18 protein-coding genes and 1 pseudogene are annotated in these 19,313 nt (G+C 68.9%); 9 read left to right on the top strand and 10 right to left on the bottom strand.

Annotated features, from left to right (window positions below):
* Nucleotides 1–12: 12 nt before the first annotated feature.
* Both AB0I04_RS23725 and AB0I04_RS23730 read right to left on the bottom strand, forming a co-directional pair.
* Nucleotides 13–141 (bottom strand): hypothetical protein, encoded by a 129-nt coding sequence (locus tag AB0I04_RS23725; RefSeq protein WP_360888106.1) that lies wholly within the window; start codon nucleotides 139–141, stop codon nucleotides 13–15.
* Nucleotides 142–337: 196 nt separating this feature from the next.
* Nucleotides 338–640 (bottom strand): YbhB/YbcL family Raf kinase inhibitor-like protein, encoded by a 303-nt coding sequence (locus tag AB0I04_RS23730; RefSeq protein WP_360888109.1) that lies wholly within the window; start codon nucleotides 638–640, stop codon nucleotides 338–340.
* 690 nt (nucleotides 641–1,330) lie between these two features.
* Between AB0I04_RS23730 and AB0I04_RS23735 the strand changes: the two genes are divergently transcribed.
* From AB0I04_RS23735 to AB0I04_RS23745, 3 genes are all read left to right on the top strand, one after another.
* Nucleotides 1,331–2,077: a class I SAM-dependent methyltransferase gene (locus AB0I04_RS23735; RefSeq protein ID WP_360888112.1), complete on the top strand. Its 747-nt coding sequence runs from the start codon at nucleotides 1,331–1,333 to the stop codon at nucleotides 2,075–2,077.
* Nucleotides 2,078–2,198: 121 nt separating this feature from the next.
* Nucleotides 2,199–2,573, top strand: a complete 375-nt coding sequence (locus tag AB0I04_RS23740) for a BlaI/MecI/CopY family transcriptional regulator (protein ID WP_360888115.1) — start codon at nucleotides 2,199–2,201, stop codon at nucleotides 2,571–2,573.
* A complete protein-coding gene (locus AB0I04_RS23745) occupies nucleotides 2,570–3,517 on the top strand; it encodes a M56 family metallopeptidase (protein ID WP_360888118.1) in 948 nt (315 codons plus the stop codon). The genes AB0I04_RS23740 and AB0I04_RS23745 overlap by 4 nt, the downstream gene beginning before the upstream one ends.
* Before the next feature lie 64 nt (nucleotides 3,518–3,581).
* Here AB0I04_RS23745 and AB0I04_RS23750 read toward each other — a convergent pair whose 3' ends face one another.
* Nucleotides 3,582–3,740 carry a hypothetical protein gene (locus AB0I04_RS23750; RefSeq protein WP_360888121.1) on the bottom strand — a complete coding sequence of 53 codons (159 nt, stop codon included), beginning with the start codon at nucleotides 3,738–3,740 and terminating at the stop codon, nucleotides 3,582–3,584.
* A gap of 734 nt (nucleotides 3,741–4,474) precedes the next feature.
* Here AB0I04_RS23750 and AB0I04_RS23755 point away from each other — a divergent pair.
* Together AB0I04_RS23755 and AB0I04_RS23760 are read left to right on the top strand one after the other, a co-directional pair.
* Complete coding sequence (locus tag AB0I04_RS23755) at nucleotides 4,475–4,909, top strand: hypothetical protein (RefSeq protein WP_360888123.1); 435 nt, start codon at nucleotides 4,475–4,477, stop codon at nucleotides 4,907–4,909.
* A 94-nt stretch (nucleotides 4,910–5,003) separates the two neighbouring features.
* On the top strand, nucleotides 5,004–6,539 hold the full coding sequence (locus AB0I04_RS23760; RefSeq protein ID WP_360888126.1) for a UDP-N-acetylmuramoyl-L-alanyl-D-glutamate--2,6-diaminopimelate ligase: 1,536 nt from the start codon (nucleotides 5,004–5,006) through the stop codon (nucleotides 6,537–6,539).
* On the opposite strand, the gene AB0I04_RS23765 is transcribed toward AB0I04_RS23760, so the two are convergent.
* The 3 genes from AB0I04_RS23765 to AB0I04_RS23775 all read right to left on the bottom strand — a co-directional run bounded on the left by AB0I04_RS23765 (nucleotide 6,520) and on the right by AB0I04_RS23775 (nucleotide 9,417).
* Complete coding sequence (locus AB0I04_RS23765; protein WP_360888129.1) at nucleotides 6,520–7,887, bottom strand: hypothetical protein; 1,368 nt, start codon at nucleotides 7,885–7,887, stop codon at nucleotides 6,520–6,522. The two genes, AB0I04_RS23760 and AB0I04_RS23765, sit on opposite strands and share 20 nt — an antisense overlap.
* A gap of 66 nt (nucleotides 7,888–7,953) precedes the next feature.
* Nucleotides 7,954–8,292, bottom strand: a complete 339-nt coding sequence (locus AB0I04_RS23770) for a hypothetical protein (RefSeq protein WP_360888132.1) — start codon at nucleotides 8,290–8,292, stop codon at nucleotides 7,954–7,956.
* Between the two features lie 99 nt (nucleotides 8,293–8,391).
* Nucleotides 8,392–9,417 (bottom strand): LacI family DNA-binding transcriptional regulator, encoded by a 1,026-nt coding sequence (locus tag AB0I04_RS23775; RefSeq protein ID WP_360888135.1) that lies wholly within the window; start codon nucleotides 9,415–9,417, stop codon nucleotides 8,392–8,394.
* A 196-nt stretch (nucleotides 9,418–9,613) separates the two neighbouring features.
* Here AB0I04_RS23775 and AB0I04_RS23780 point away from each other — a divergent pair, with 196 nt between their 5' ends.
* From AB0I04_RS23780 to AB0I04_RS23795, 4 genes are read left to right on the top strand one after another with little or no spacing between them, the layout of a single operon-like run.
* On the top strand, nucleotides 9,614–10,879 hold the full coding sequence (locus AB0I04_RS23780) for an extracellular solute-binding protein (RefSeq protein WP_360888138.1): 1,266 nt from the start codon (nucleotides 9,614–9,616) through the stop codon (nucleotides 10,877–10,879).
* A 19-nt stretch (nucleotides 10,880–10,898) separates the two neighbouring features.
* Entirely contained in the window at nucleotides 10,899–11,864 is a 966-nt protein-coding gene (locus tag AB0I04_RS23785; RefSeq protein WP_360888141.1) for a sugar ABC transporter permease, read from the top strand.
* On the top strand, nucleotides 11,861–12,679 hold the full coding sequence (locus tag AB0I04_RS23790; protein ID WP_360888144.1) for a carbohydrate ABC transporter permease: 819 nt from the start codon (nucleotides 11,861–11,863) through the stop codon (nucleotides 12,677–12,679). The genes AB0I04_RS23785 and AB0I04_RS23790 overlap by 4 nt, the downstream gene beginning before the upstream one ends.
* A gap of 34 nt (nucleotides 12,680–12,713) precedes the next feature.
* Nucleotides 12,714–14,432 carry a trehalase family glycosidase gene (locus AB0I04_RS23795; protein WP_360888146.1) on the top strand — a complete coding sequence of 573 codons (1,719 nt, stop codon included), beginning with the start codon at nucleotides 12,714–12,716 and terminating at the stop codon, nucleotides 14,430–14,432.
* Nucleotides 14,433–14,526: 94 nt separating this feature from the next.
* On the opposite strand, the pseudogene narI reads toward AB0I04_RS23795, so the two are convergent.
* From narI to AB0I04_RS23815, 4 genes and pseudogenes are all read right to left on the bottom strand, one after another.
* Nucleotides 14,527–15,315: pseudogene (gene narI / locus AB0I04_RS23800) on the bottom strand (respiratory nitrate reductase subunit gamma).
* 2 nt (nucleotides 15,316–15,317) lie between these two features.
* Complete coding sequence (gene narJ / locus AB0I04_RS23805; RefSeq protein ID WP_360888394.1) at nucleotides 15,318–15,983, bottom strand: nitrate reductase molybdenum cofactor assembly chaperone; 666 nt, start codon at nucleotides 15,981–15,983, stop codon at nucleotides 15,318–15,320.
* Nucleotides 15,984–17,258 carry an MFS transporter gene (locus AB0I04_RS23810; protein ID WP_360888149.1) on the bottom strand — a complete coding sequence of 425 codons (1,275 nt, stop codon included), beginning with the start codon at nucleotides 17,256–17,258 and terminating at the stop codon, nucleotides 15,984–15,986. It abuts the gene before it with no gap.
* Nucleotides 17,259–17,526: 268 nt separating this feature from the next.
* Nucleotides 17,527–19,158 (bottom strand): CehA/McbA family metallohydrolase, encoded by a 1,632-nt coding sequence (locus AB0I04_RS23815; RefSeq protein ID WP_360888152.1) that lies wholly within the window; start codon nucleotides 19,156–19,158, stop codon nucleotides 17,527–17,529.
* Nucleotides 19,159–19,313: the final 155 nt, after the last annotated feature.

Below are 19,313 nucleotides of genomic sequence, written 5' to 3' on the forward strand. Positions count from 1 at the left end.
CTCGGCGGCGCTTCAATGCGCCGGATCTGCCAAGATCCCTTCGAGCCGCCCGACCTCAACGCGCAGTACACCGATTTCGGTCTCGGCGATCTGGAACGCGCGACGGCACTTCTCCAAGGGCGTCTGTTCATTCTTACGCATGAGCATCTCCACAAGATCGTTGCCGCCAGTGTAGGCCCAGGACTCCCGAGCCTCGACGCGCCGTCGGTGATCAGATCGCGACATACCGTGACACGGCGTCGCGCACCTCGCACGCACGATCTCGGAACGGCTGTGCGGTTTGCGACGAGGATCATCGGTTCCGGTCCGGGGATCGGAATTGGTGGTCGGAGCGGGTTCAGCGTTCGTAGATTCCGGTCAGGCGGCCGCGGGCGATGACATGGCCTTGGATTGCTTGCAGCACGCGCTTCTTGGTCGGGGCGGCTGCCAGTCCTGAGGCGTGGTCGAGTGCGAAAATCTGGAATACGTACCGGTGCGGGCCGTGTCCGGGCGGGGATGTGGGGCCGAAGTAGCCCTGCTTGCCGATCGACGACTTACCGAGTGTGAATGGTGCGGTGTGGGGCTTGTTGAGTTGAGACTCCGCGCGCCGGGTGGGGCCTGCCGTGGTCATCGCGGCCCTTGCCGGCATCGTGATCGGCACGGCGCCGGGCCCGTGATCCTGGGCAGGGCACTGGGATCGCCTTCGCGGAACTCACCGCCGTCAGCGACGGGCATGGTGTCGTCCGCCTCACTGTGGAGCCCCGGAGTCGGTGCACGCAGTTGGCTCCGGCCGGGGTCGTCGCTCGCCGTGGCGGCAAGACGTCTCCGCGCCACTTGCCGCTATCGGCTCGTGTCGCTTCACCGGAGGCTGACGTTGCCGGGTGGGGATCGATGGTTCGTCTACTCGGAATTCATCCGGAACGGCAGAACGATCGAGGGCTGGCTACCCGTCGTTCGCGGCAGCCGCGACAGGACCACCGCGATCAAGCGGCTCTATCTTCCTGCCGGAACACGCGGGATCACGGGTGCCGAGATCGGTGCCGGAGTGCTGATCTACATCGCGGGTCTGCTGTTGCTACGAGCGTGCGTCTTCCACGCTCGACGAGTCTCCGTCAGTAAGACGACCGATGGGATGGCGATCGGTCGCGTGCAGCAGTCTCGGGACACCTGAGTCCTCGCTCTCATCGATCTCACTTCTACTACCTCCTATGATTCATAGGAGGTAGTAGTCGCTGTAGTGGTCGGCTGAACGGATCCTTTGGGCACCTGGTCAGGGGACACTCGGTCGGGAGATCGTCGGCGCATCCGCTAACATATCTACTATGCTCGATAGTAGATATGAAGTCACCTCGTGAACCGGAAGGCGACGCGCGCCTGGGACGGACGCCGGACGACGTGGGCTGAGCGGGCCGAAGCGTCACCGGCCCTCGAGGTTGTACGAGAGGCGATCATCCGGCATGCGGAGCCGCGGATCGAGGACACATGTCTCGATCTTGGCGCAGGCTTCGGATTCCTGGCCCTGCCGCTGGCGGCCCAAGTCGAAGCCCTGACCGCGGTGGATGCCTCTTCGGGTCTCATGCGCCGCCTTCAGGAGGAGGCTGCAGCACGCGGACTGCGGAACGTGACCACTCTGACGATCGATCTCGCCGAGCTCTATATGCCGTGGGAGAGCTTCGACCTGATCGTCTCGAACTACGCGCTCCACCGTGTGGACAACGCGGCGAAGCGAAGGCTCGTGGCCGGCGCGCGCCGATGGTTGCGACCGGGCGGGCGTCTGGTGGTCGGGGACATGATGTTCGGCCGCGGGCTTTCCGCGGCCGACCGGGTGATCCTCGGCCCGAAGTTCCGCCGGCTTGCCACACAGGGACCGGGAGGCTGGTGGCGGATCGGCAAGAACATTTTCCGCAACTCGCGTCAATGCGTCTTTCTGTGTGTCCCGGCCTTTGTAACTGAGCCGTCGGCGGCACGTGTGTGCGCTTCCAAGGCACATGTCCTATGCGCGGTAGGAGATGAGTGTCGTGTCCCAGTTTCCCGTGCCGGGGAAGGCCGTCCCTGGCGACTGCTCGAACTTGGTAGGGGAGCGCCGAGCAGCCGCTGAGTGCGGGGACGAGACCATCTCTCGTCCATATGGCGATGGAAGGAAGGTGACGTCGGTGCCGTCCCCGTGACCATCCGCCTGGCTACTATGTGCGATAGCAATCAGGAACGTGGGGTAGGCGATGGCACTTCGGCAGTTCGGTGAACTGGAAGCAGCGATCATGGATCGTCTCTGGCGCTACGGCCGCCCGGTCGCCGTGCGGGATGTCGTCGACGACCTGCAGAAGGACCGGACCATCGCGTACACCACGGTGCTGACGGTGATGGACAAGCTGCACAAGAAGGGGTGGCTGCGGCGGGAGAAGGCGGGGCGGGGGCATCTGTACGAGCCGTTGGTCAGTCGCGAAACCTATACGGCCCGTCTGATGCGCTCGGCGCTGGCGACGAGTAACAACCAGGCCGCGGCGTTCGTCCACTTCCTGTCCGAGCTGTCCAGCGACGAAGCGCAGGCGCTGCAGGCGGCGATGCGGATCGTGTCCCCGGAGAAGGACTCGTGACGGCGGCCGTAGCGCTGCTGGCCTACGCTGCGACGCTCCTTATCGCGGGACCACGCCTATTGAAGAGGGCCGACTGGGTCGACCGGGCGCCTCGGCTCGGGCTGGCGATGTGGCAGGCCGCGACTTCCTCGGTGCTCATCTCGTTGATCCTGGGCGGGCTGGTTCTCGCCGTGCCGGCGATCCGGGACGCAGGTGGCCTCACCCATGTTCTCGACGACTGCGTCAGGGCCATGCGAGACCACTACTCCGGGGTGTCACAACCCGTGGGGGCGATCGCCGGCCTGCTCAGCTCGGCGGGACTCGTCCTGTGGACCGGCGGTCACGTCGTAGCGAGCCTCGCCCGAGCATGGTGGAGTAAACGAGCTCACCTTGGTGCGCTCGCCCTGGTCGCGCGACCGGTCTCGGAAGCGGGCGTCGTCGTGGTCGAGCATGCCGTGCCGGTCGCCTACTGCATTCCTGGTCGGCATTCACGCATCGTGCTCACGACGGGCGCGCTGGATCGACTCGACAACGCTCAACTGTCCGCCGTCTTGGAGCATGAGAAGGCCCACCTGCGAGGACGGCACGATCTTGCACGCAATATCGCCGTCGCGCTCGCGAGAGCCTTTACCCGAGTCCGCCTCTTCCGTGACGCAGGGCTGGAGATCACACGGCTGATCGAACTGATAGCCGATGATTCGGCCGTACGTCACCACGACCGAGCGGTCGTGGCCGCCGCGCTGGTCTCCGTTGCGGTAGGCCCAGTGCCGGCGGCCGCACTGGGAGCCGGTGGGACCGCCCTGCTGGGCCGGGTGCGCAGGCTTCTCCGCCCGGCCCAGCCGTTGAGTCGTGCTGCCCGCGCGATCAACGCCATGGGGATCGCTCTGCTTCTCGCTCTGCCGATGGGGCTGGCCCTCAACCCCGCGGTCGTCGCGATCTTCGAGCGCCACTGCCCGGTCGGCTGAATCGCCTGCCGCCTGCATGTGCCGGTCGACCGTGAGGGCCGGCACATCCGCGATTCCCGAGCGGTCATCCTTGACGGTCCAGCCAGCCGAACCACCACAGGCTCGACCCGCTGACAGTGATGCCGAGGATGAGGTACAGCGGACTGTGGCCGCCCGGCAGCAGTTCCAAGGCGGTGAACTCGGTGACGATGTTGAGGATGATGATCGCCAGTCCCAGCGGCAAGAAAACGAATCCAGCAGCACGGTGCCATGGCGGGCGATGCCGCGTCCGAGCCTTGTGCCGTGGCGGGGTATAGACCGCCGCAGCCTTGGCCTGCCGACTCGATCTCGCTCGCATCTTCGACATCCAGGCCATGGTGGTCAGTCACCCGCCGCAGGGACGTGGGCGAAGTAGGAGGCCGCCTGGTCGCACGTGTCCCGCCAGGGCTTCGGAGACCAGCGCTCCGCGGAGCGGCGCATGGCTTCCCGCTCATTTCTCGATCTCATGTGTCCAGAGGTTGTTACTATCATTCATAGTACATAGTCGTTTGATGCGGCTGCTGGAGCGGGCGCGGCTCGGACCCCTCGGATCGGTGCTTCCGAGGCCGTCGTAGCCGCGGTAAAGACGGTCTGGCCTGAGGTTTCTGCCGTGTTTTGCTCCCCGGTGTTTACTCCGGAACGTCATGAGTCCTCGTTCATGGTTAGGTGTCCGTGCTGCTTTGCATCATGATCTACTATGCATCATAGTAGGTTACGATCGATGTGTCGTCGGCCGATCGAACACTGAGGCGCCGACGAACGACAACCACGTACCAGAGAGTCTCGATGGAGATGCCGACTCGCTTGCTTGGCCAGAGTCCAACCTGCTCTCGCCGACGCCGTGTCCGGTGTCCTTGGTACTCCGGTCGGGCCGGACGTACGGTGCGGCGGCCGCAGGAAGTGATCTGCGGCGATGCCGGGCCCGCAGGCCCACGGGCCATGGTCGCGCTCCGTCGGTTCCGGGGCCGCCATTGGCTGCCGCTGATCGGCCTGCTGCTCCTGTCGGCGCTGCTCGCGGTGCACGGGCCGGAGGACTCGCCGTCGACAACCGCATCAGATCAGTCGATCGTCCTCAGCCTGGCGGTTCGTTCCGCGGACGCCGGGCCATCGACCATGCGGGCCACGGCGGCGGCTGACGACCACGAACAGTTCCTCGCGGGGCATTCGCACAGTCCGGTGAAGACGCCCCAGACGGCCGGGCAGGTCTGCCTCGCCCTGCTCGCGATGACGCTTCTGATGTTCGCCGCCGGGCCCGACGCCGCGCGTGAGCGCCTCCCCATCATCCGCGCACCGGCTTCGGTGGGCGCGCTCCGCCGCAAAGACCGTCCGCGTCGGCCTCCGGGGACTCTCGAGCTCTCCGTACTGCGGCTGTGAGGGATCGGACAGCTCCCTTTCACGGAGCTGTTCCCGTCATCCCGTCAACGATCTTGGTCACGGAGTGTTCTCAATGCGCCTATCTGATCTTGCGATGCACATACCCGATGCGACTCTCAACGCGGGTGGCGGTGACTACGACGTGCGTCGCGTCGTCCACGACTCTCGCCGAGCCCGGCACGGTGATCTTTTCGTCGCCGTACGCGGCCTGCGCACCGACGGTCACGACTACGTCGCCTTCCTGGCCCGGCAGGGCATCGCGGTCGCCGTCGAACGTACCGTGCCGGTCCCGGCCGAGGTGCCGGTGCTGCGGCTGCCGGATACCCGCACCGGACTGGCAGAACTCGCGGCCGTCTTGCACGGAAGACCGGCCCGGAGGCTCCTGATGGCCGGAGTCACCGGCACGGCGGGCAAGACGACGACCACGCATATGACGGCCCACATCCTCACAGCCGCCGGTGCTCCGGCCGGCTACCTGAGCACGGTCGCTCATGGGACCGGATCCCGCATCATGGACAACCGGTCCGGTCAGACGACGATGGCGGCGTCGGACAACCAGGAGTGGCTGGCCCGGATGGTGGCGCGGCGGATGCGCGCCGCGGTCATCGAGACCAGTTCTCATGCCCTGGAGCAAGGCCGGGTGGCGGCATGCGACTTCGACGTCGCGGCCTACACCAACATCGGCACAGATCATCTGGACTACCACGGAACCTGGGAGAACTACCTCCTCGCCAAGGCTCGCCTCATGGAGCTCACTGCCCGGGCAGCCGGTAAGGGAGTCCCGAAGACGGCGGTCCTCAACCGCGACGACCCGTCCTGGGAAGCACTCAGCGCCCACTGCCTGACCGAACGGCGTCTCACCTACGGGATCGAGCATCCCGCCGATGTGCGCGCCACGGACGTGTCCGCCGGCAGAAGCGACGTCAGGTTCGTTCTCCGCACCTTCGCGGGTTCGGCGCCTGTCCGCCTCAAACTCCCGGCACTGTTCAACGTGCGCAACGCGCTATGCGCCGCAACATCCTGCCTGGCATTGGGCGTTCCCGTGGAGGCCGTCGCTGAGGCGCTGGCCGGCTTCGACGGCGTCCGCGGGCGTCTTCAGCGGATCGATCACGGGCAGCCGTTCGACGTCTACATCGACTTCGCGCACTCCTCGCTCCGCCTCCAAAGCGTGCTCGGCGAACTGCGGAACAGCACGCCCGGGCGGCTGATCGCCGTCTTCGGCACCACCGGCCGCGCCGACCACGACCCGGCGGGCATGGGACGCGCGGCTGCGCATCACGCCGACTTCTTCATCATCACGTCCGACGATCCGGCCGGAAAAGATCCAGGAGACCTGGCCGAACAGGTCGAATCCGGGGTGAAAGGTCGGCGCCGTGGCACCGACTACGAAGTGATCCTCGACCGGCGTACCGCCATCTGGCGAGCCGTGGAGATGGCACGGCCGGGCGACGTGGTGATTCTGGCGGGCAAGGGCCCTGAACGGACCATGCTGCTCGCCGAGGGTCCCGTGCCGTGGGACGAACACGCCGAGGTCGAGACCGCACTTCGAGAACTGGGCCGAGCCGGCGGACACGAGACACGCGGCGGTCACGTCCGGTGCCCTGTTGAACTCAGGACATGGGCGGGGTGAAGCGGAGGACGTCGATGCCGCCGCTGTACTGGGCGGCGTAGACGAGGCCGTCGTGGAACGCCGGGGTGGCCGCCTCACTGTCCTTGGGGATGAAGTAGCCGACCTGCCGGGGATGGCGAGGGTCGCTGATGTCGATGAATCGGGTGCCCTGGCCGTAGAACGCCTGGACGATGATGTTGCCGTCGCCGACACCGGTCATGGGCTGGAACCAGTGCGCGGAGCAGTCGGCGTTCGGCTGCAGGCCGGGATTGCCCACCGGCCCCCAGTCGGCGATGACCTTGAGGCGGAACGGGTGTTCGGGGGTGGAGCGCCAGCCTTCGCCGTGGTAGCTGCCGGCGAGGGAGACGATGAGGAGTCGGCCGGCGTCGGCGCAGGTATCACCGAAGTCTTCGTCGGTGACGAGGAGGAGCTCGCCCGGACGGAAGTCACCAAGCCGCTTGAGTGGCCGCCAGGAGTTGTGGTCGAACGTGTAGGTGGCGTCATTCGGGCTGATGATCTTGCCGCCCGCGTAGGGCACGGGATCGTCGGGACGGGCGACGCGTACCCGGCGTGCGACCGGGTCGTAATGGGCGCCGCGGGTCCAGTAGCCGCGCACTCCGCCGAGGCCGGAGGTCCAGGCGATGCCGGCGGCGTCCACGTCGGTGCTGTGCACGTAGGCGGTGGTGCCGTCGTCGCGGCCGAGGTCGACGGGTGTGGGGAAGGTCGAGGGATGCGCGGGCCGGCGCATGTCGGTGACCCAGGCGGGCTGGCCGTTGTAGCTCGGGGGGATCTTGCGGAACGGGCCGCCGGTCCACAGGTACCGGCAGCCGTCGACGCAGCCCGACGTGTGCCCGGCGGGTGCCGGGTGGAATGTCACCAGTCGCAGGTGGTGCGGATCGTGCGCGTCGATGACGTAGATGCCCGGCTTCCCGGTCTGCAGCGCCCCACCGAACGCACGGGGGTCCCGGGTCAGGAACACGAGCTTGCGGGCCTGGTCGACCTGCAGGTTCTCGCCCTCCCAGAATCCCTTGGAGGCGTCATCGCCGGGCAGCGCCAACTTGGCCGCGGACATGACGTCCGTCATCCGCGGGTGTGCGGGATCGGACAACGACCATGCCGCCAGGCCGAACGGCCCGTCTCCGAACATCACATCGCGTTCGCCACGTCCTGGGTAGCGAAGGAAGGCCAGTCCCGCGATCGATGATCCGTCTTGACCGGCGATCGGGGACGGGGTCGGTGTGTGAGAAAGCCATGTGACGTTCTGCTGTTCCACCGGCGTCACCGGCGCTGGATCCGCGCCGGCCGTACCGGGGATCGCGAGGAGCGCGAGCGCAAGAGCAGCGGGCAGGTGCAGGCGGGGGCGTCGCACTGTCGTGTCACCTCGCTAGAGATCACAGGCCTGTTTGATCAGTGGTAGTCCTCCGCCGCCGATGCGTCAAGATCGGTTGGCTGGCCCGGTCACACGCCGGGGCGTATCTACGGCGCGGGCGATCGTTTCCTCGGCGTGATCGATCAGGCGGGGTACGGTTGCGAGCCAGCCGAATCCGTCGAGCGTCTCAATGGCGTGCTGCAAATGGTGCGCCGTAGCTGCTCGATCGCCTCGTCCTGGGCCTTCGGCGAGCATCTTCTCGGCGAAATAGATCGTTGCGGATGACTCGGCGAGCGTGCACCGGAGGGCTTTGCCGTGCTGCGTGCGCAACTTCGCAGCACGGACACCCTCGGTTAGCACGCTGACGGCGCGTTCGCCGGCGCCCAGGTGTTCGTCTCTGCTCACCGCACCTGGCGAACCGGTTCGACAGCGCCCAGTCGAGAGAGGCCTGCGCACGCCGCCGGGCCGACCGTTGTCATGCGGCACCGGGGTACGACGCCGTCGTCAGTGGAGCGGGTCGTGGGAGCGCGCGGGTGCGGTCGTCCCGCGCAGGGAGATGGGCGGGGCGACGAGGACGTGGCGGTGCGGGGTCGCGGGATCGGCGATGAGCTGGATGAGCATCTCCACGGCCTGGGCGCCGAGCTCGTCGGCGGGCACGTCGGCGGCGGTGAGGGGCGGGTGGAGGTTCTCCGCCCAGTCCTGGGCGGCGACTCCGGCGATGGAGAAGTCTCGGGGCACGGACAGGCCCGCCTGCGCCAGCGCGTGGTACATGCCCGGGACGGCGGCCTCGTTGATGGTGGCGACGGCGGTCAGGCCGGGGTGCTCGGCGAGGAGCCGTTCGACGCAGGACATTCCGGACTGGGCGTCGTCGGCGCAGCAGGTCTGCACGCTCTCCAGGCCGCGCTCGGCGACCGCGCGCGCGAAGCCGGCCTGGGCGCGGTGGCCGGGACCGTACCCCGCCGCCACCAGCTCCGCGGAGCGGTTGACCAGGGCGATGCGGCGGTGGCCCAGGTCGGCCAGGTGATGGACGCATCGGGAGATCAGCGTCTCGTAGTCGATGTCGACCCAGGACATCTCCTCCGGGCGGGCGGTGCGGCCGATGCCGACGAACGGCAGTCCGGTCTCCCGTAGGCGGGTGACCCGGTCGTCCTCCAGCCGGATCTCCATGACGACGACGCCGTCGACGCGCCGGCTGCCGACCACGCGCTCGAACGAACGGTCGTGCTCGCCCCCGGACGGTGACAGCAGGACGTCCAGGTCGGCGCGTGCGGCGGCGTCGACGACGCTGGCCACGAAGCCGAGCTGCATGTCGGTCAGGCGCCGGCCGGCCGGCGGAATGACCAGGCCGATGGTGTGGGTCCTGCCCTCCTTGAGCGCCTTGGCGACGGCGTTGGGCCGGTAACCGAGCTCGTCGATGACGGCCTGGATGCGCCGCCGGGTCTCCTCCGACACCGGGCGCTTGCCACTGAGGGCGTAGGAGACGGTGCTGCGCGACACGCCCGACCGTTTGGCGATCTCCCCGATGTTCACCGGCGCTCCTCACTTGATCCACCCGACTCGCCACATCGTAGGTCGAATCGAGTGTACGGGAGGACGATATACGGGTTCCGGCGGTTTTTCGCCGCAGCCCATTGACGTGTGCGAATGTGCAGCCCTATGTTCATGCGAACCGATTCGACATCGGATCGAAACAACCGCGTAACGCGCGTCAGCGGAGGTCACAATCATGGGATCAGCGGCAACGAGCCGGCGTGCGGCCGGCCTGATCCTCGCGGTCCTGGCGGCCGCGGGCGGCTTGGTCGCGTGCTCCACGTCGTCCGGCGGCGGTGGCGATCAGGCGGGCGCGGCCCAGGGCGGGACGTTCACGATCTGGGATCCGTACCCGCAGTACGACAACGGCTCCGACTGGGTGAAGCTGCTGGACAAGTGCGGCGCCCAGGCCGGGGTGAGCGTCAAGCGCACCGGCTTCGACACCAGCGACCTGACCAACAAGGTGCTGCTGGCCGCCCAGCAGGGCAACGCGCCCGACGTGCTCGTCGTGGACAACCCGGTCGTCTCCACGCTGGCGGAGGGCGGCATCCTCACGACCACGGCCGAGAACAAGCTCGACACCTCCGCCATCGCGCCGAACCTGCTGGCCGCCGGGCAGCGTGGGGGCAAGACGTACGGCGTCCCGATCGGCGCTAACACGCTGGCCCTCTACTACAACAAGAAGGTCCTCGCGAAGGCCGGGGTGGACATCGCCTCGGTCAAGGACTGGACGTCGCTGACCGCCGCTCTCCAGAAGGTCAAGGCCGCCGGCAAGAAGGGCATCACGTTCTCCGCGATCGGCACGGAGGAGGGCAGCTTCCAGTTCCTGCCCTGGTTCTGGGGCGCCGGCGCCCAGCTCACCAAGCTGGACTCCCCGGAGGGCGTCTCGGCGGTGACGCTCTGGACGGACTGGCTCAAGAAGGGCTACGCCCCCAACTCGGTCATCAACAACACCCAGACCACGAGCTGGCAGGAGTTCGCCGCCGGCGACTACGCCTTCGCCGAGAACGGCACCTGGCAGCTGGCCGGCGCCAAGAAGGCCGGCCTCTCGTACGGCATCATCCCGATCCCCGGCCGGAACGGCGGCACGGCGCCGGCGCCCACCGGCGGTGAGTTCGTCAGCATCCCCGTGCAGAAGAAGACGGCCCGCTACGCCACGTCCCAGAAGCTCGTGGCCTGCCTGACGAGCACCGACAACTCGCTCACCACCACGACGACGCTGTCGTACGTCGCCCCCACCGCGCAGGTGCAGGCCAAGCAGGTCGCTGCGAACCCGGACCTGAAGGTGTGGGTGGAGGCGGTCAAGGCCGCCAAGGGCCGGACCAGCGACGACCTCGGCACCAAGTACCCGAAGATCTCCGAGCCGATGTGGGGCGCGGTGCAGGCGGCCCTGAGCGGGGCGAAGAGTCCGCAGCGGGCGATGGCCGACGCGCAGTCGACGGCCGCGAACGCGACGCGATAGGCACTTGGGCGATACGAGGATGAATCGAGTCGTACAGACGGCCGCCCGCCCCGCCGCCCGGCCCCTGCCGGCGGCGGGACGCGGTGGCCGGCGGGCGCCGCGCCCCCGGTCCGGCCAGTGGGCGGCCTGGGGCTTCCTGGCCCCGGTCGTCGTCTATCTGCTGGTCTTCTACGCCTATCCGCTCTACCGCAACATCGACCTGAGCCTGCGCGACTACACGGTGCGCTCGTTCGTCCAGGGCGACGCGCCCTTCACCGGGCTCGCCAACTACGCCAAGGTCCTGCGCGACGCGACGTTCGGGCCCGCCCTGTGGCACACGGCGGTGTTCACGGTGGTGTCGCTGGCCTTCCAGTTCGGGATCGGGCTCGCGCTGGCCGTCTTCTTCCACAAGAACTTCCGGCTGTCGGCCACCCTGCGGGCGCTGTTCCTGGTCCCGTGGCTGCTGCCGCTGATCGTGTCGGCCTCGACCTGGTCGTGGATGCTGAACAGCGACTCGGGCGTCGTCAACGCCGCGCTCGGCGCGTTCGGCATCGGACCGGTGGACTGGCTGACCTCCCCGGACTGGTCGCTGTGGTCGGTGACCATCGCCAACATCTGGATCGGCGTCCCGTTCAACCTGGTCGTCCTGTACGCCGGTCTGCAGGCGATCGACCCGGCCATCTACGAGGCGGCCGAGCTGGACGGCGCGAGCGCCTGGCAGCGGTTCTGGAAGGTGACCTTCCCGCTGCTGCGCCCGGTCTCGGCGATCACCCTCCTGCTGGGGCTGGTCTACACGCTGAAGGTGTTCGACATCATCTGGATCATGACCAAGGGCGGGCCGAGCACGTCCTCGACCACGTTCGCCACCTGGTCGTACCGGCTCGGGTTCGGCAACCTGCTCCCGGCCTTCGGCCCCGGGGCCGCGGTCGGGAACCTCCTGATCCTCGCGGCCCTGATCTTCGGACTCATCTACATCCGCGTGCAGCGAAGGCAGGCCCTCACATGAGCACCGTACGGCGCCGGGGGAAGACCGTGATCGGACTCGTGCTGACAGCGGCGATGCTGTTCCCGGTCTACTGGATGATCAACGTGTCGTTCACCCGCGACCAGGACATGCGCAAGAGCCCGCCCTCGTTGTTCCCGGCCGACGGCACGCTGGAGGGCTACCGGGCGGTCTTCGGCCGGCAGTTGCCCTACCTGGGCAACAGCATGGTCGTGGGGCTGGGCACGGTGGCGCTGACCCTGCTGGTCGCGGCGCCGGCCGCGTACTCGCTGGCCAAGCTGCGCCCGCGCGGCGGCGGAGTGCTGAGCTTCGTGCTGCTGATCGCCCAGATGATCCCGGGGATCATCATGGCGATGGGGTTCTATGCCATCTTCCTGGGCGCCGGCGTGCTCAACACCGTCCCGGGGCTGATCGTGGCCGACTCCACGCTGGCGGTCCCGTTCGCGGTGCTCGTCCTGACCACGTTCATGTCCGGCATCTCCGAGGAGCTCCTGCAGGCGGCCCGGGTGGACGGCGCCGGGAGCCTGCGGACCTTCTGGTCCATCGTTCTGCCCGTCAGCCGCAACGCCCTCATCACGGTGTCGCTGTTCACGTTCCTGTGGGCCTGGTCGGACTTCATCTTCGCCAGCACCCTCGACGGCGGAGGCCGCCGCCAGCCGATCACCCTCGGCATCTACCACTACATCGGCAACAACAACCAGCAGTGGAACGCCATCATGGCCACCGCCGTCGTCGCCTCCGTGCCCGCCGCCGTCCTCCTCGTCATCGCTCAACGCTACGTCGCCGCCGGCGTCACGGCGGGCGCGGTGAAGAACTGACCCCGTCGCCGTGACAGAAGGGAACCCGCCTTTCATGACCGCCGCCGCAGGCCCGGCGTTCTCCCCGCAGGAGATTCCGTTCAGCTATCGCGGATCATGGTTCGATCTCTCGCCCGTGGTAGGGGAGAACACCTACGCGCGGGACGTCCACCTGGTGTCCCACCAGAACGGCATGCATCCGATCCTGCGGCTGATCCCCACCGTGGCGGGCGCCCGCGCCGAGACGACCGTGACCGCCACGCCGTACCGGCTCACCTGGACCTGCGACGCAGGCCGGATCGACCTCGCGTACGAGAACCCGGACACGGTGCGCGTACGCGGTCACGGCCTCGGCCTGCGCCTGGTGGCGGCCGACCCGGCGCTGACGCCGTTCAGCGGACCGTACTTCTACCAGGATCCCCGCGACGGCTCCTGGGTGTTCACCGTCTACCAGACCGGACGCCGCTACCGGATCACGCTCCTGGCGGGACCGGCCGCAGGGGAGCTGGGCGTGCAGACGCTCGGCACGGCCGAGCGCGGCATCGCGCTGCCGGGCGACGGCGAACCGTGGGAACTCGCCATCGAGGAGTACGAGACCGCGCGTGCCCCGCACGCGAGCGAGACCCCGTTCGCGGAGGTGGTCTCGGCCGCCCGGGTCGAATTCGAATCGTTTCGCGACGCGGTGGCACCCTGGCGCAGCGACCGGACGCCCGCCGCCGAGCTCGCCGCCTACGTCCTGTGGTCGGCCACGGTCCGGCCGGCCGGGTTCGTCACCCGGCCCGCCGTGCTGATGTCCAAGCACTGGATGGACAAGGTCTGGAGCTGGGACCACTGCTTCAACGCGATCGCCCTCGCCGACGGCCTGCCGGACCTGGCCTGGGACCAGTTCCAGTTGGTGTTCGACCACCAGGACGCCGCCGGCGCACTGCCCGACTCGATCACGCACTCCGAGATCCTCTACAACTTCGTCAAGCCGCCCATTCACGGCTGGGCCCTCCGGCGGCTGCGTCCGCTGCAGGAAGACGAACCGGATGAGGTCTACCGGAGGCTGGAGCGGTGGACCTCCTTCTGGCTGTCCGCCCGGCGCGTCCCCGGCCATGAACTCGCCCACTACCAGCACGGCAACGACAGCGGCTGGGACAACGCCACGACCTTCGACCCCGAGCGCGTCGTCGAGACCGCCGACCTGGCGGCCTTCCTCGTCCTCCAGATGCGCGAGCTCGCCCGCCTGGCAGCCGAGCTGGCGCGGCCCGACGAGTCCGCTCACTGGGGGCGGGCGGCCGACCGCATGCGTGACGCACTGCTCGCCGAACTGTGGACCGGTGAGCACTTCGTCGCCCGGGGCGTGCGCTCCGGACGGACCTGGTCCAGTGCCGGCCTGCTCGACCTCATGCCGATCGTCCTGGGGGATGAACTGCCCGAAACCGTCCGCGCGACGCTGGCGGCCGCGGTCGAGACGCACCTGACCGCCTTCGGGCTCGCCACCGAACTACCCACCTCACCGCACTACCAGGACGACGGGTACTGGCGCGGACCGATCTGGGCACCGTCCACGGTCCTCATCGAGGACGGCCTCCGCCGCGCGGGATACCCGGACCTGGCCGACGAGATCAGCGCGCGCTTCCGCGCCCTGTGCGAGAAGTCGGGGTTCGCGGAGAACTTCGACGCCCGCAGCGGCACCGGTCTCCGCGACCGCGCCTACACCTGGACGGCCAGTGCCTACCTCATCCTCGCCGCCGCCCACGAGCGCCGGGCGAAGAGGACGACGGATTGAGGCACCGGTCGGGGACGCCTCGGCCCTGCTCACACGGTCGTCGTCATCCGCCACCACCTTGGACGACCGCATGAAAAGGGGCAATGGCTCCAGGTCATCGCAGGGGTTCCCACCCGCGGCGCGGTGGTCGCTGGCCGAGGGCGGTGTCGCGGCTGCGGTAGACGATGTACGGGCGGGTGAGGTAGCCGAGCGGCGCGGTGAGCATGTGCACGAGCCGGGTGAACGGCCAGATCGTGAACAGCAGGAGTGCGCTGAGCGCGTGCAGCCGGAACAGGATCGGCACACCCGCCATGTACTCGGCGCGCGGGCGGAGGTAGAAGACCGATCGGAACCACAGCGAGACGGTCTCGCGGTAGTCGTAGCCGCCGCCGACGGTGTTCGCGGCGACGGTGGCGGACAGGCCGAGCACGATGACGAGCGTCAGGACGGCGTACATCGCCTTGTCGTTGCGTGTGGTCGCGGAGAAGACGGGCCCGACGGTGCGGCGCCGGTAGATGAGGATGGCCAGGCCCACCAGGGTGCAGAAGCCCGCGACGGTGCCGAGCGCGACGGCCGAGAGGTGGTAGGCGTGCTCACTCACGCCGACGGCGGCGGTCCAGCTCTTGGGGATGACCAGGCCGCCGATGTGGCCGAGCAGTACGACGAGGATGCCGAAGTGGAACAGCGGACTGCCGATGCGGAGCAGTCGGCTCTCGTACAACTGCGAGGAACGGGTGGTCCAGCCGAACTTGTCGTAGCGGTAGCGCCAGATGTGGCCGAGCACGAAGACGGCGATGACGACGTAGGGGAGGGCAACCTACAGCAGGATGTCGGAGGTGGCGACCTGAGCGGAGTGCGCGCCGGCCGCCGTGACCTGGTACGGGATCGGGCCGGTGGCGGTCATGGTCATGCTCCTGACTGGTCGGGATGGACGACGGAAAGGAACGGGTCGCCGCCGAACGGCGCCAGACCGACCTCTTCCTCGGGCGGGCCCTCGGCGGCCAGGCGCGCGACGGCGTCGTGGTGCCTGCCGGTGAGCGGTGGCAGCGTGGCCGACACGGCGTCGAGTACGTCGCGCCACGGCGAGGCGGCGTCGGTGAGGGCCAGGCGTAGCAGTTCGAGCCCGGCTCGGTGTTCGGACAGCAGTCGCAGGCCCGCGTCGGCGTCGCCGGTGGCGGCGAACTCCAGAACGGCGGCCAGGTGGTCGGGCAGTTCACCGTCGTCGAGGATGAGGCCGGCGGCGGTGTAGGCGTGCTTGAACCGCAGCAGCGCCATGCCGCGTTTGCGGGTGTCGCCGTAGGCGTAGTAGGTCAGGTAGAGGCAGCACCGTTTGCGGTGATCGAACGTCGCGACGTAGTCGGCGGCCAGTTCGGGCAAGGGCGTCGCGTCGAGGTGGTCGAGGAATCGCGTCAGCGGCGCGGCCACACCGGGCGGCAGGGCCGCCACCGCGCGCCGCAGCAGCGGGCGGCGGGCGAGCAGTTCCTCGTCCGGGTAACCGAGGAGCAGCGAGGCGGTCTGCCACGCGGCGGCACACTGCGTGTCGCTGAGCGCCGTCGCGCGCCTGCGCTTGATTCATGGCTTCGGCTCCGTCTCCGCGGCGCCGGAGTCGGCGGCTCGGCCCGGCTGTGCCGCTCGCCGCACGGCCGTCGCGGTGAACACGGCCGCCGCCACGGCCACGACGGACAGCAGGCCCAGGCCGATGCCGTAACCGCCGTAGGCGCTGTAGATGGAGCCCATCACCAGCGGCGGCACGAACCCGCCCAATCCACCGGCCGCGCCCACCACACCGGTCACCGCGCCGACCTTGTCCGCCGGAGCCAGGATCGCCACGAGAGCGAAGGTCGCGCCGCTGCCCGCGCCCAGCGCCGCGGCCATCGCCAGGAACGCGACCGTTCCCACCGGCATCAGCGGCAGAGCGAACGCCTGCAACGCCGCACCCACGGTGACCACCCCCAGTGACACCGTCAGTACCCGCACCGGGCCGAGTCGGTCCGACAGCCAGCCGCCGACCGGGCGCATCACGACCGCCAGCACTACGAACCCGGCCATCCGGTTCGCCGCGTCCGCCGGCCCCAGGCCGTATTCGGTCTTCAGGTAGGTCGGCAGATACACCGAGAACGCCACGTATCCGCCGAAGACCACCGCGTACAGCGCCGAGGCCTGCCAGGTCACCCGCAGCCGGGCGGTCCCCACCAGCCGCTGCACCAGCGGCTCGGTCGGTGCCGTACGGCCAGGCGCCTCCCGCAGCACCAGGGCCGCCGCCACCGCGTACACCGCCAGCAGGATCGCGGAAACCGCGAACGGCGTCGCCGTCCCCCAGGCGTCGACCATCTTCACCGTCGTCAGCGCGCTGATCGCGGTGCCGCCCATTCCGACGCCGAATACGCCGATCGCCAGGCCGCGCCGCTCGGGCGGGAACCACTGGTTGAGGAACGGGACGCCCACGGCGAACGCCGTGCCGCCGATGCCGAGGAAGAACCCGCCGAGCTCCAGCTCGCCGATCGACGAGTGCCCGGCCAGACCCAGATACAGCACGGGGACGATGGTCGCCGCCGACACCAACGGGAACATCACGCGCCCGCCGAACCGATCGGTCAGCGCCCCCACCGGAATGCGCCCCACAGACCCCACCAGCACCGGGACCGCCACCAGCAACGCCTGCTCAAGAGAGCCGAGATGCAGCGCGTCCTTGAACCGGGGACCGAGCGGGCTCAGCAGAGCCCACGCCCAGAAGTTCACCGCGAACCCGAGCGTCGCCATCACCAGCATCACGACCGGACGCCCGGCCGGCTCGGTCCTCACCGGCCCGCCCGACCGCGGCCCTGCCCGTTCCAGCGGTCTGCCCATCGCTCGTACCTCCGCCGCGCACAAGCGTCACACAATGCGTGATGGACCACATATCCGGATCTACGCGGCGTATTCGCATCGATCGCGTGCCTTTAACCTCCGTTTCCACCCTGACCGATGTCGATCAGCCGACGAGAGGGACCTTGGGCCCGCCGACTGCCGACTGCCGACTGCCGACCGCCGACGCTGCCCCGAAGGCGTGTCAGGAAGAGCTCGTCGGCGAAACGCCGCGTGCGGGGACTTCTCCTGATCGGGTACGGCGGATCCGTCAGGCGCCGGAGCGTCGCAGGAAGACCGGGTTGGTCAGGGCGGCCATCGGGCCCCACATGAGGTTCGGGCCCATCGTGTTGCCCTTGCCGGGCGTGCCGTCGGCCATCGGATGCCGGACCTCCGCGCGCACGTAGGCGGCGAGCGAGGTGGTGGTCTGCCACACGACGCTGCCCGAGCCGGAGGCGGGCAGCGACTCCTGGTGCATCTGCCCCTCGTCCGTGATGAACCGGATCGTGCCGTTCGGCACACCCTCGACGTCCAGCCGTACGTCGATCGGAGCGCCGGTGGGTGCGGTCAGTGTCTCGCCGATGCCGGCCTTGCCACCGTTGCCGGTGACGGCGAACGTCAACTGCACCGTGTGCGACTCGGCGATCCAGGTGCGGCCCGCCCGCAGGCCGCCGAGAATGGCGTCGGTGGCGAGGTCGTCGGCGTACACGACGTTGTGCGGCAGGCCGATGACCTGCGGTTCGCTGTGGGCGTCGCTGTTGCCCATCGCCGGGAGCCAGCGCTTGCCCGTGCGCACGGCCTCGCCGAGCTTGGCGTCCCAGGTGTCGACGGCGGACTCGTCGTCGTAGGTCCACGGGCCGTTCCACACCTCGACGAGGTCGGCGTCGTCGTACCCGAACTTCCACTGGCAGGCGACGTACGGGCAGTACGGATGTGCGGGCACCACGAGACCACCGACGCTGTGCACCTGCCGTGCGAAGCGGCCGAACGCGTCGTCGCGCGAACGATAGCGCCAGTCGATCCACTCGCCGGCGGGCAGGCCGAGGGCCAGCCAGTGACCGTTCCGGGTGGTGACCTCCTCGCCGGTGACGATGAGCAGATCATCGCCGGAGTACTGCCCCCAGACGGCATGGGATGCCGAGGTGTTGTGGTCGGTGGAGACCATGAAGTCGAGTCCCGCCGCCCGGGCGCCGGCCGCGACCTCGGCGGGCAGCCTCTTGCCGTCGGAGTACACCGTGTGCAGATGACCGTCTCCGCGGTACCAGGCGCGACCGCGGCCCTTGGCGCGTTTCGGCGGGTAGTTCGGGGTGAAGGCCGCGCCCGGCTCGCCGTACGTCAGGGTGATCTGGACCTGGTAGTTCATGCCCTGCGGCGCCACCTGGTACGGCCCGAGGGCGATGTGCCAGGTGCCGGGGTTGACCGGACCGGGCAGGTAGCCGGGGGTGGCCTCGCTGTTGCTGATCTCGAACGAGGTGCGGAACCCGCCGGACCAGCCGCGGAAGCCCTTGCCGCCGAGCTTGAGACCCCGCTCGTCGAAGACGCCGATGTCGCAGGAGTTCCCCGGAGTGCCGGCGGGGACGGCCGGCTTGTCGTAGGAGTACTGCACCGCGATCTTCTGCACGCCCTTCGGGACCTCCACCGGGAGGTACACGAAGTCCGCCGCGCCCGTCGCGAGATGCCCCGTCACGACGCGGGTCACCTCGCCGTCGGCCGGGGCGTCCTTCGCGGTGTCGTCGGCCCGGGCGGGGGTGAAGGAGATCGGGGCGAGGGTGAGCGCGACGCCCGTCGCGGCCGCCATCAGCAGGCGCCGCCGGTCGACGGTGTCCGCGCTCGGCTGCGCACCGTCGTCCACACCGGCCGCCAAGGGGGTGGTGCTGTGCTCACAGATTTCGTCGCGGCACATGGTGTCCTCCTCAGGTCGGGCGAACGGCACGTCCGCGCCGCATCGATGCCGGATACTCCTCCAGCCGATCGAACATCAGATGATCTTCGCACGAATGAGGCGAATCACGCGTGTGGCGGACAAGAGAGGTAGAGATCGCGCAACGACCCGGTAAG

This window comes from Actinoallomurus sp. NPDC050550 (assembly GCF_040655075.1).
Classification (GTDB): Bacteria; Actinomycetota; Actinomycetes; order Streptosporangiales; family Streptosporangiaceae; genus Actinoallomurus.

Excerpts from the sequence above, each read along its gene's own strand:
- AB0I04_RS23785 (WP_360888141.1), top strand. The coding sequence starts at position 10,899 with ATGAATCGAGTCGTACAGACGGCCGCCCGCCCCGCCGCCCGGCCCCTG.
- AB0I04_RS23740 (WP_360888115.1), top strand. The coding sequence starts at position 2,199 with ATGGCACTTCGGCAGTTCGGTGAACTGGAAGCAGCGATCATGGATCGT.
- AB0I04_RS23795 (WP_360888146.1), top strand. The coding sequence starts at position 12,714 with ATGACCGCCGCCGCAGGCCCGGCGTTCTCCCCGCAGGAGATTCCGTTC.
- AB0I04_RS23760 (WP_360888126.1), top strand. The coding sequence starts at position 5,004 with ATGCACATACCCGATGCGACTCTCAACGCGGGTGGCGGTGACTACGAC.
- AB0I04_RS23780 (WP_360888138.1), top strand. The coding sequence starts at position 9,614 with ATGGGATCAGCGGCAACGAGCCGGCGTGCGGCCGGCCTGATCCTCGCG.
- AB0I04_RS23810 (WP_360888149.1), bottom strand. The coding sequence starts at position 17,258 with ATGGGCAGACCGCTGGAACGGGCAGGGCCGCGGTCGGGCGGGCCGGTG.
- AB0I04_RS23755 (WP_360888123.1), top strand. The coding sequence starts at position 4,475 with ATGGTCGCGCTCCGTCGGTTCCGGGGCCGCCATTGGCTGCCGCTGATC.
- AB0I04_RS23790 (WP_360888144.1), top strand. The coding sequence starts at position 11,861 with ATGAGCACCGTACGGCGCCGGGGGAAGACCGTGATCGGACTCGTGCTG.
- AB0I04_RS23725 (WP_360888106.1), bottom strand. The coding sequence starts at position 141 with ATGCGTAAGAATGAACAGACGCCCTTGGAGAAGTGCCGTCGCGCGTTC.
- AB0I04_RS23815 (WP_360888152.1), bottom strand. The coding sequence starts at position 19,158 with ATGTGCCGCGACGAAATCTGTGAGCACAGCACCACCCCCTTGGCGGCC.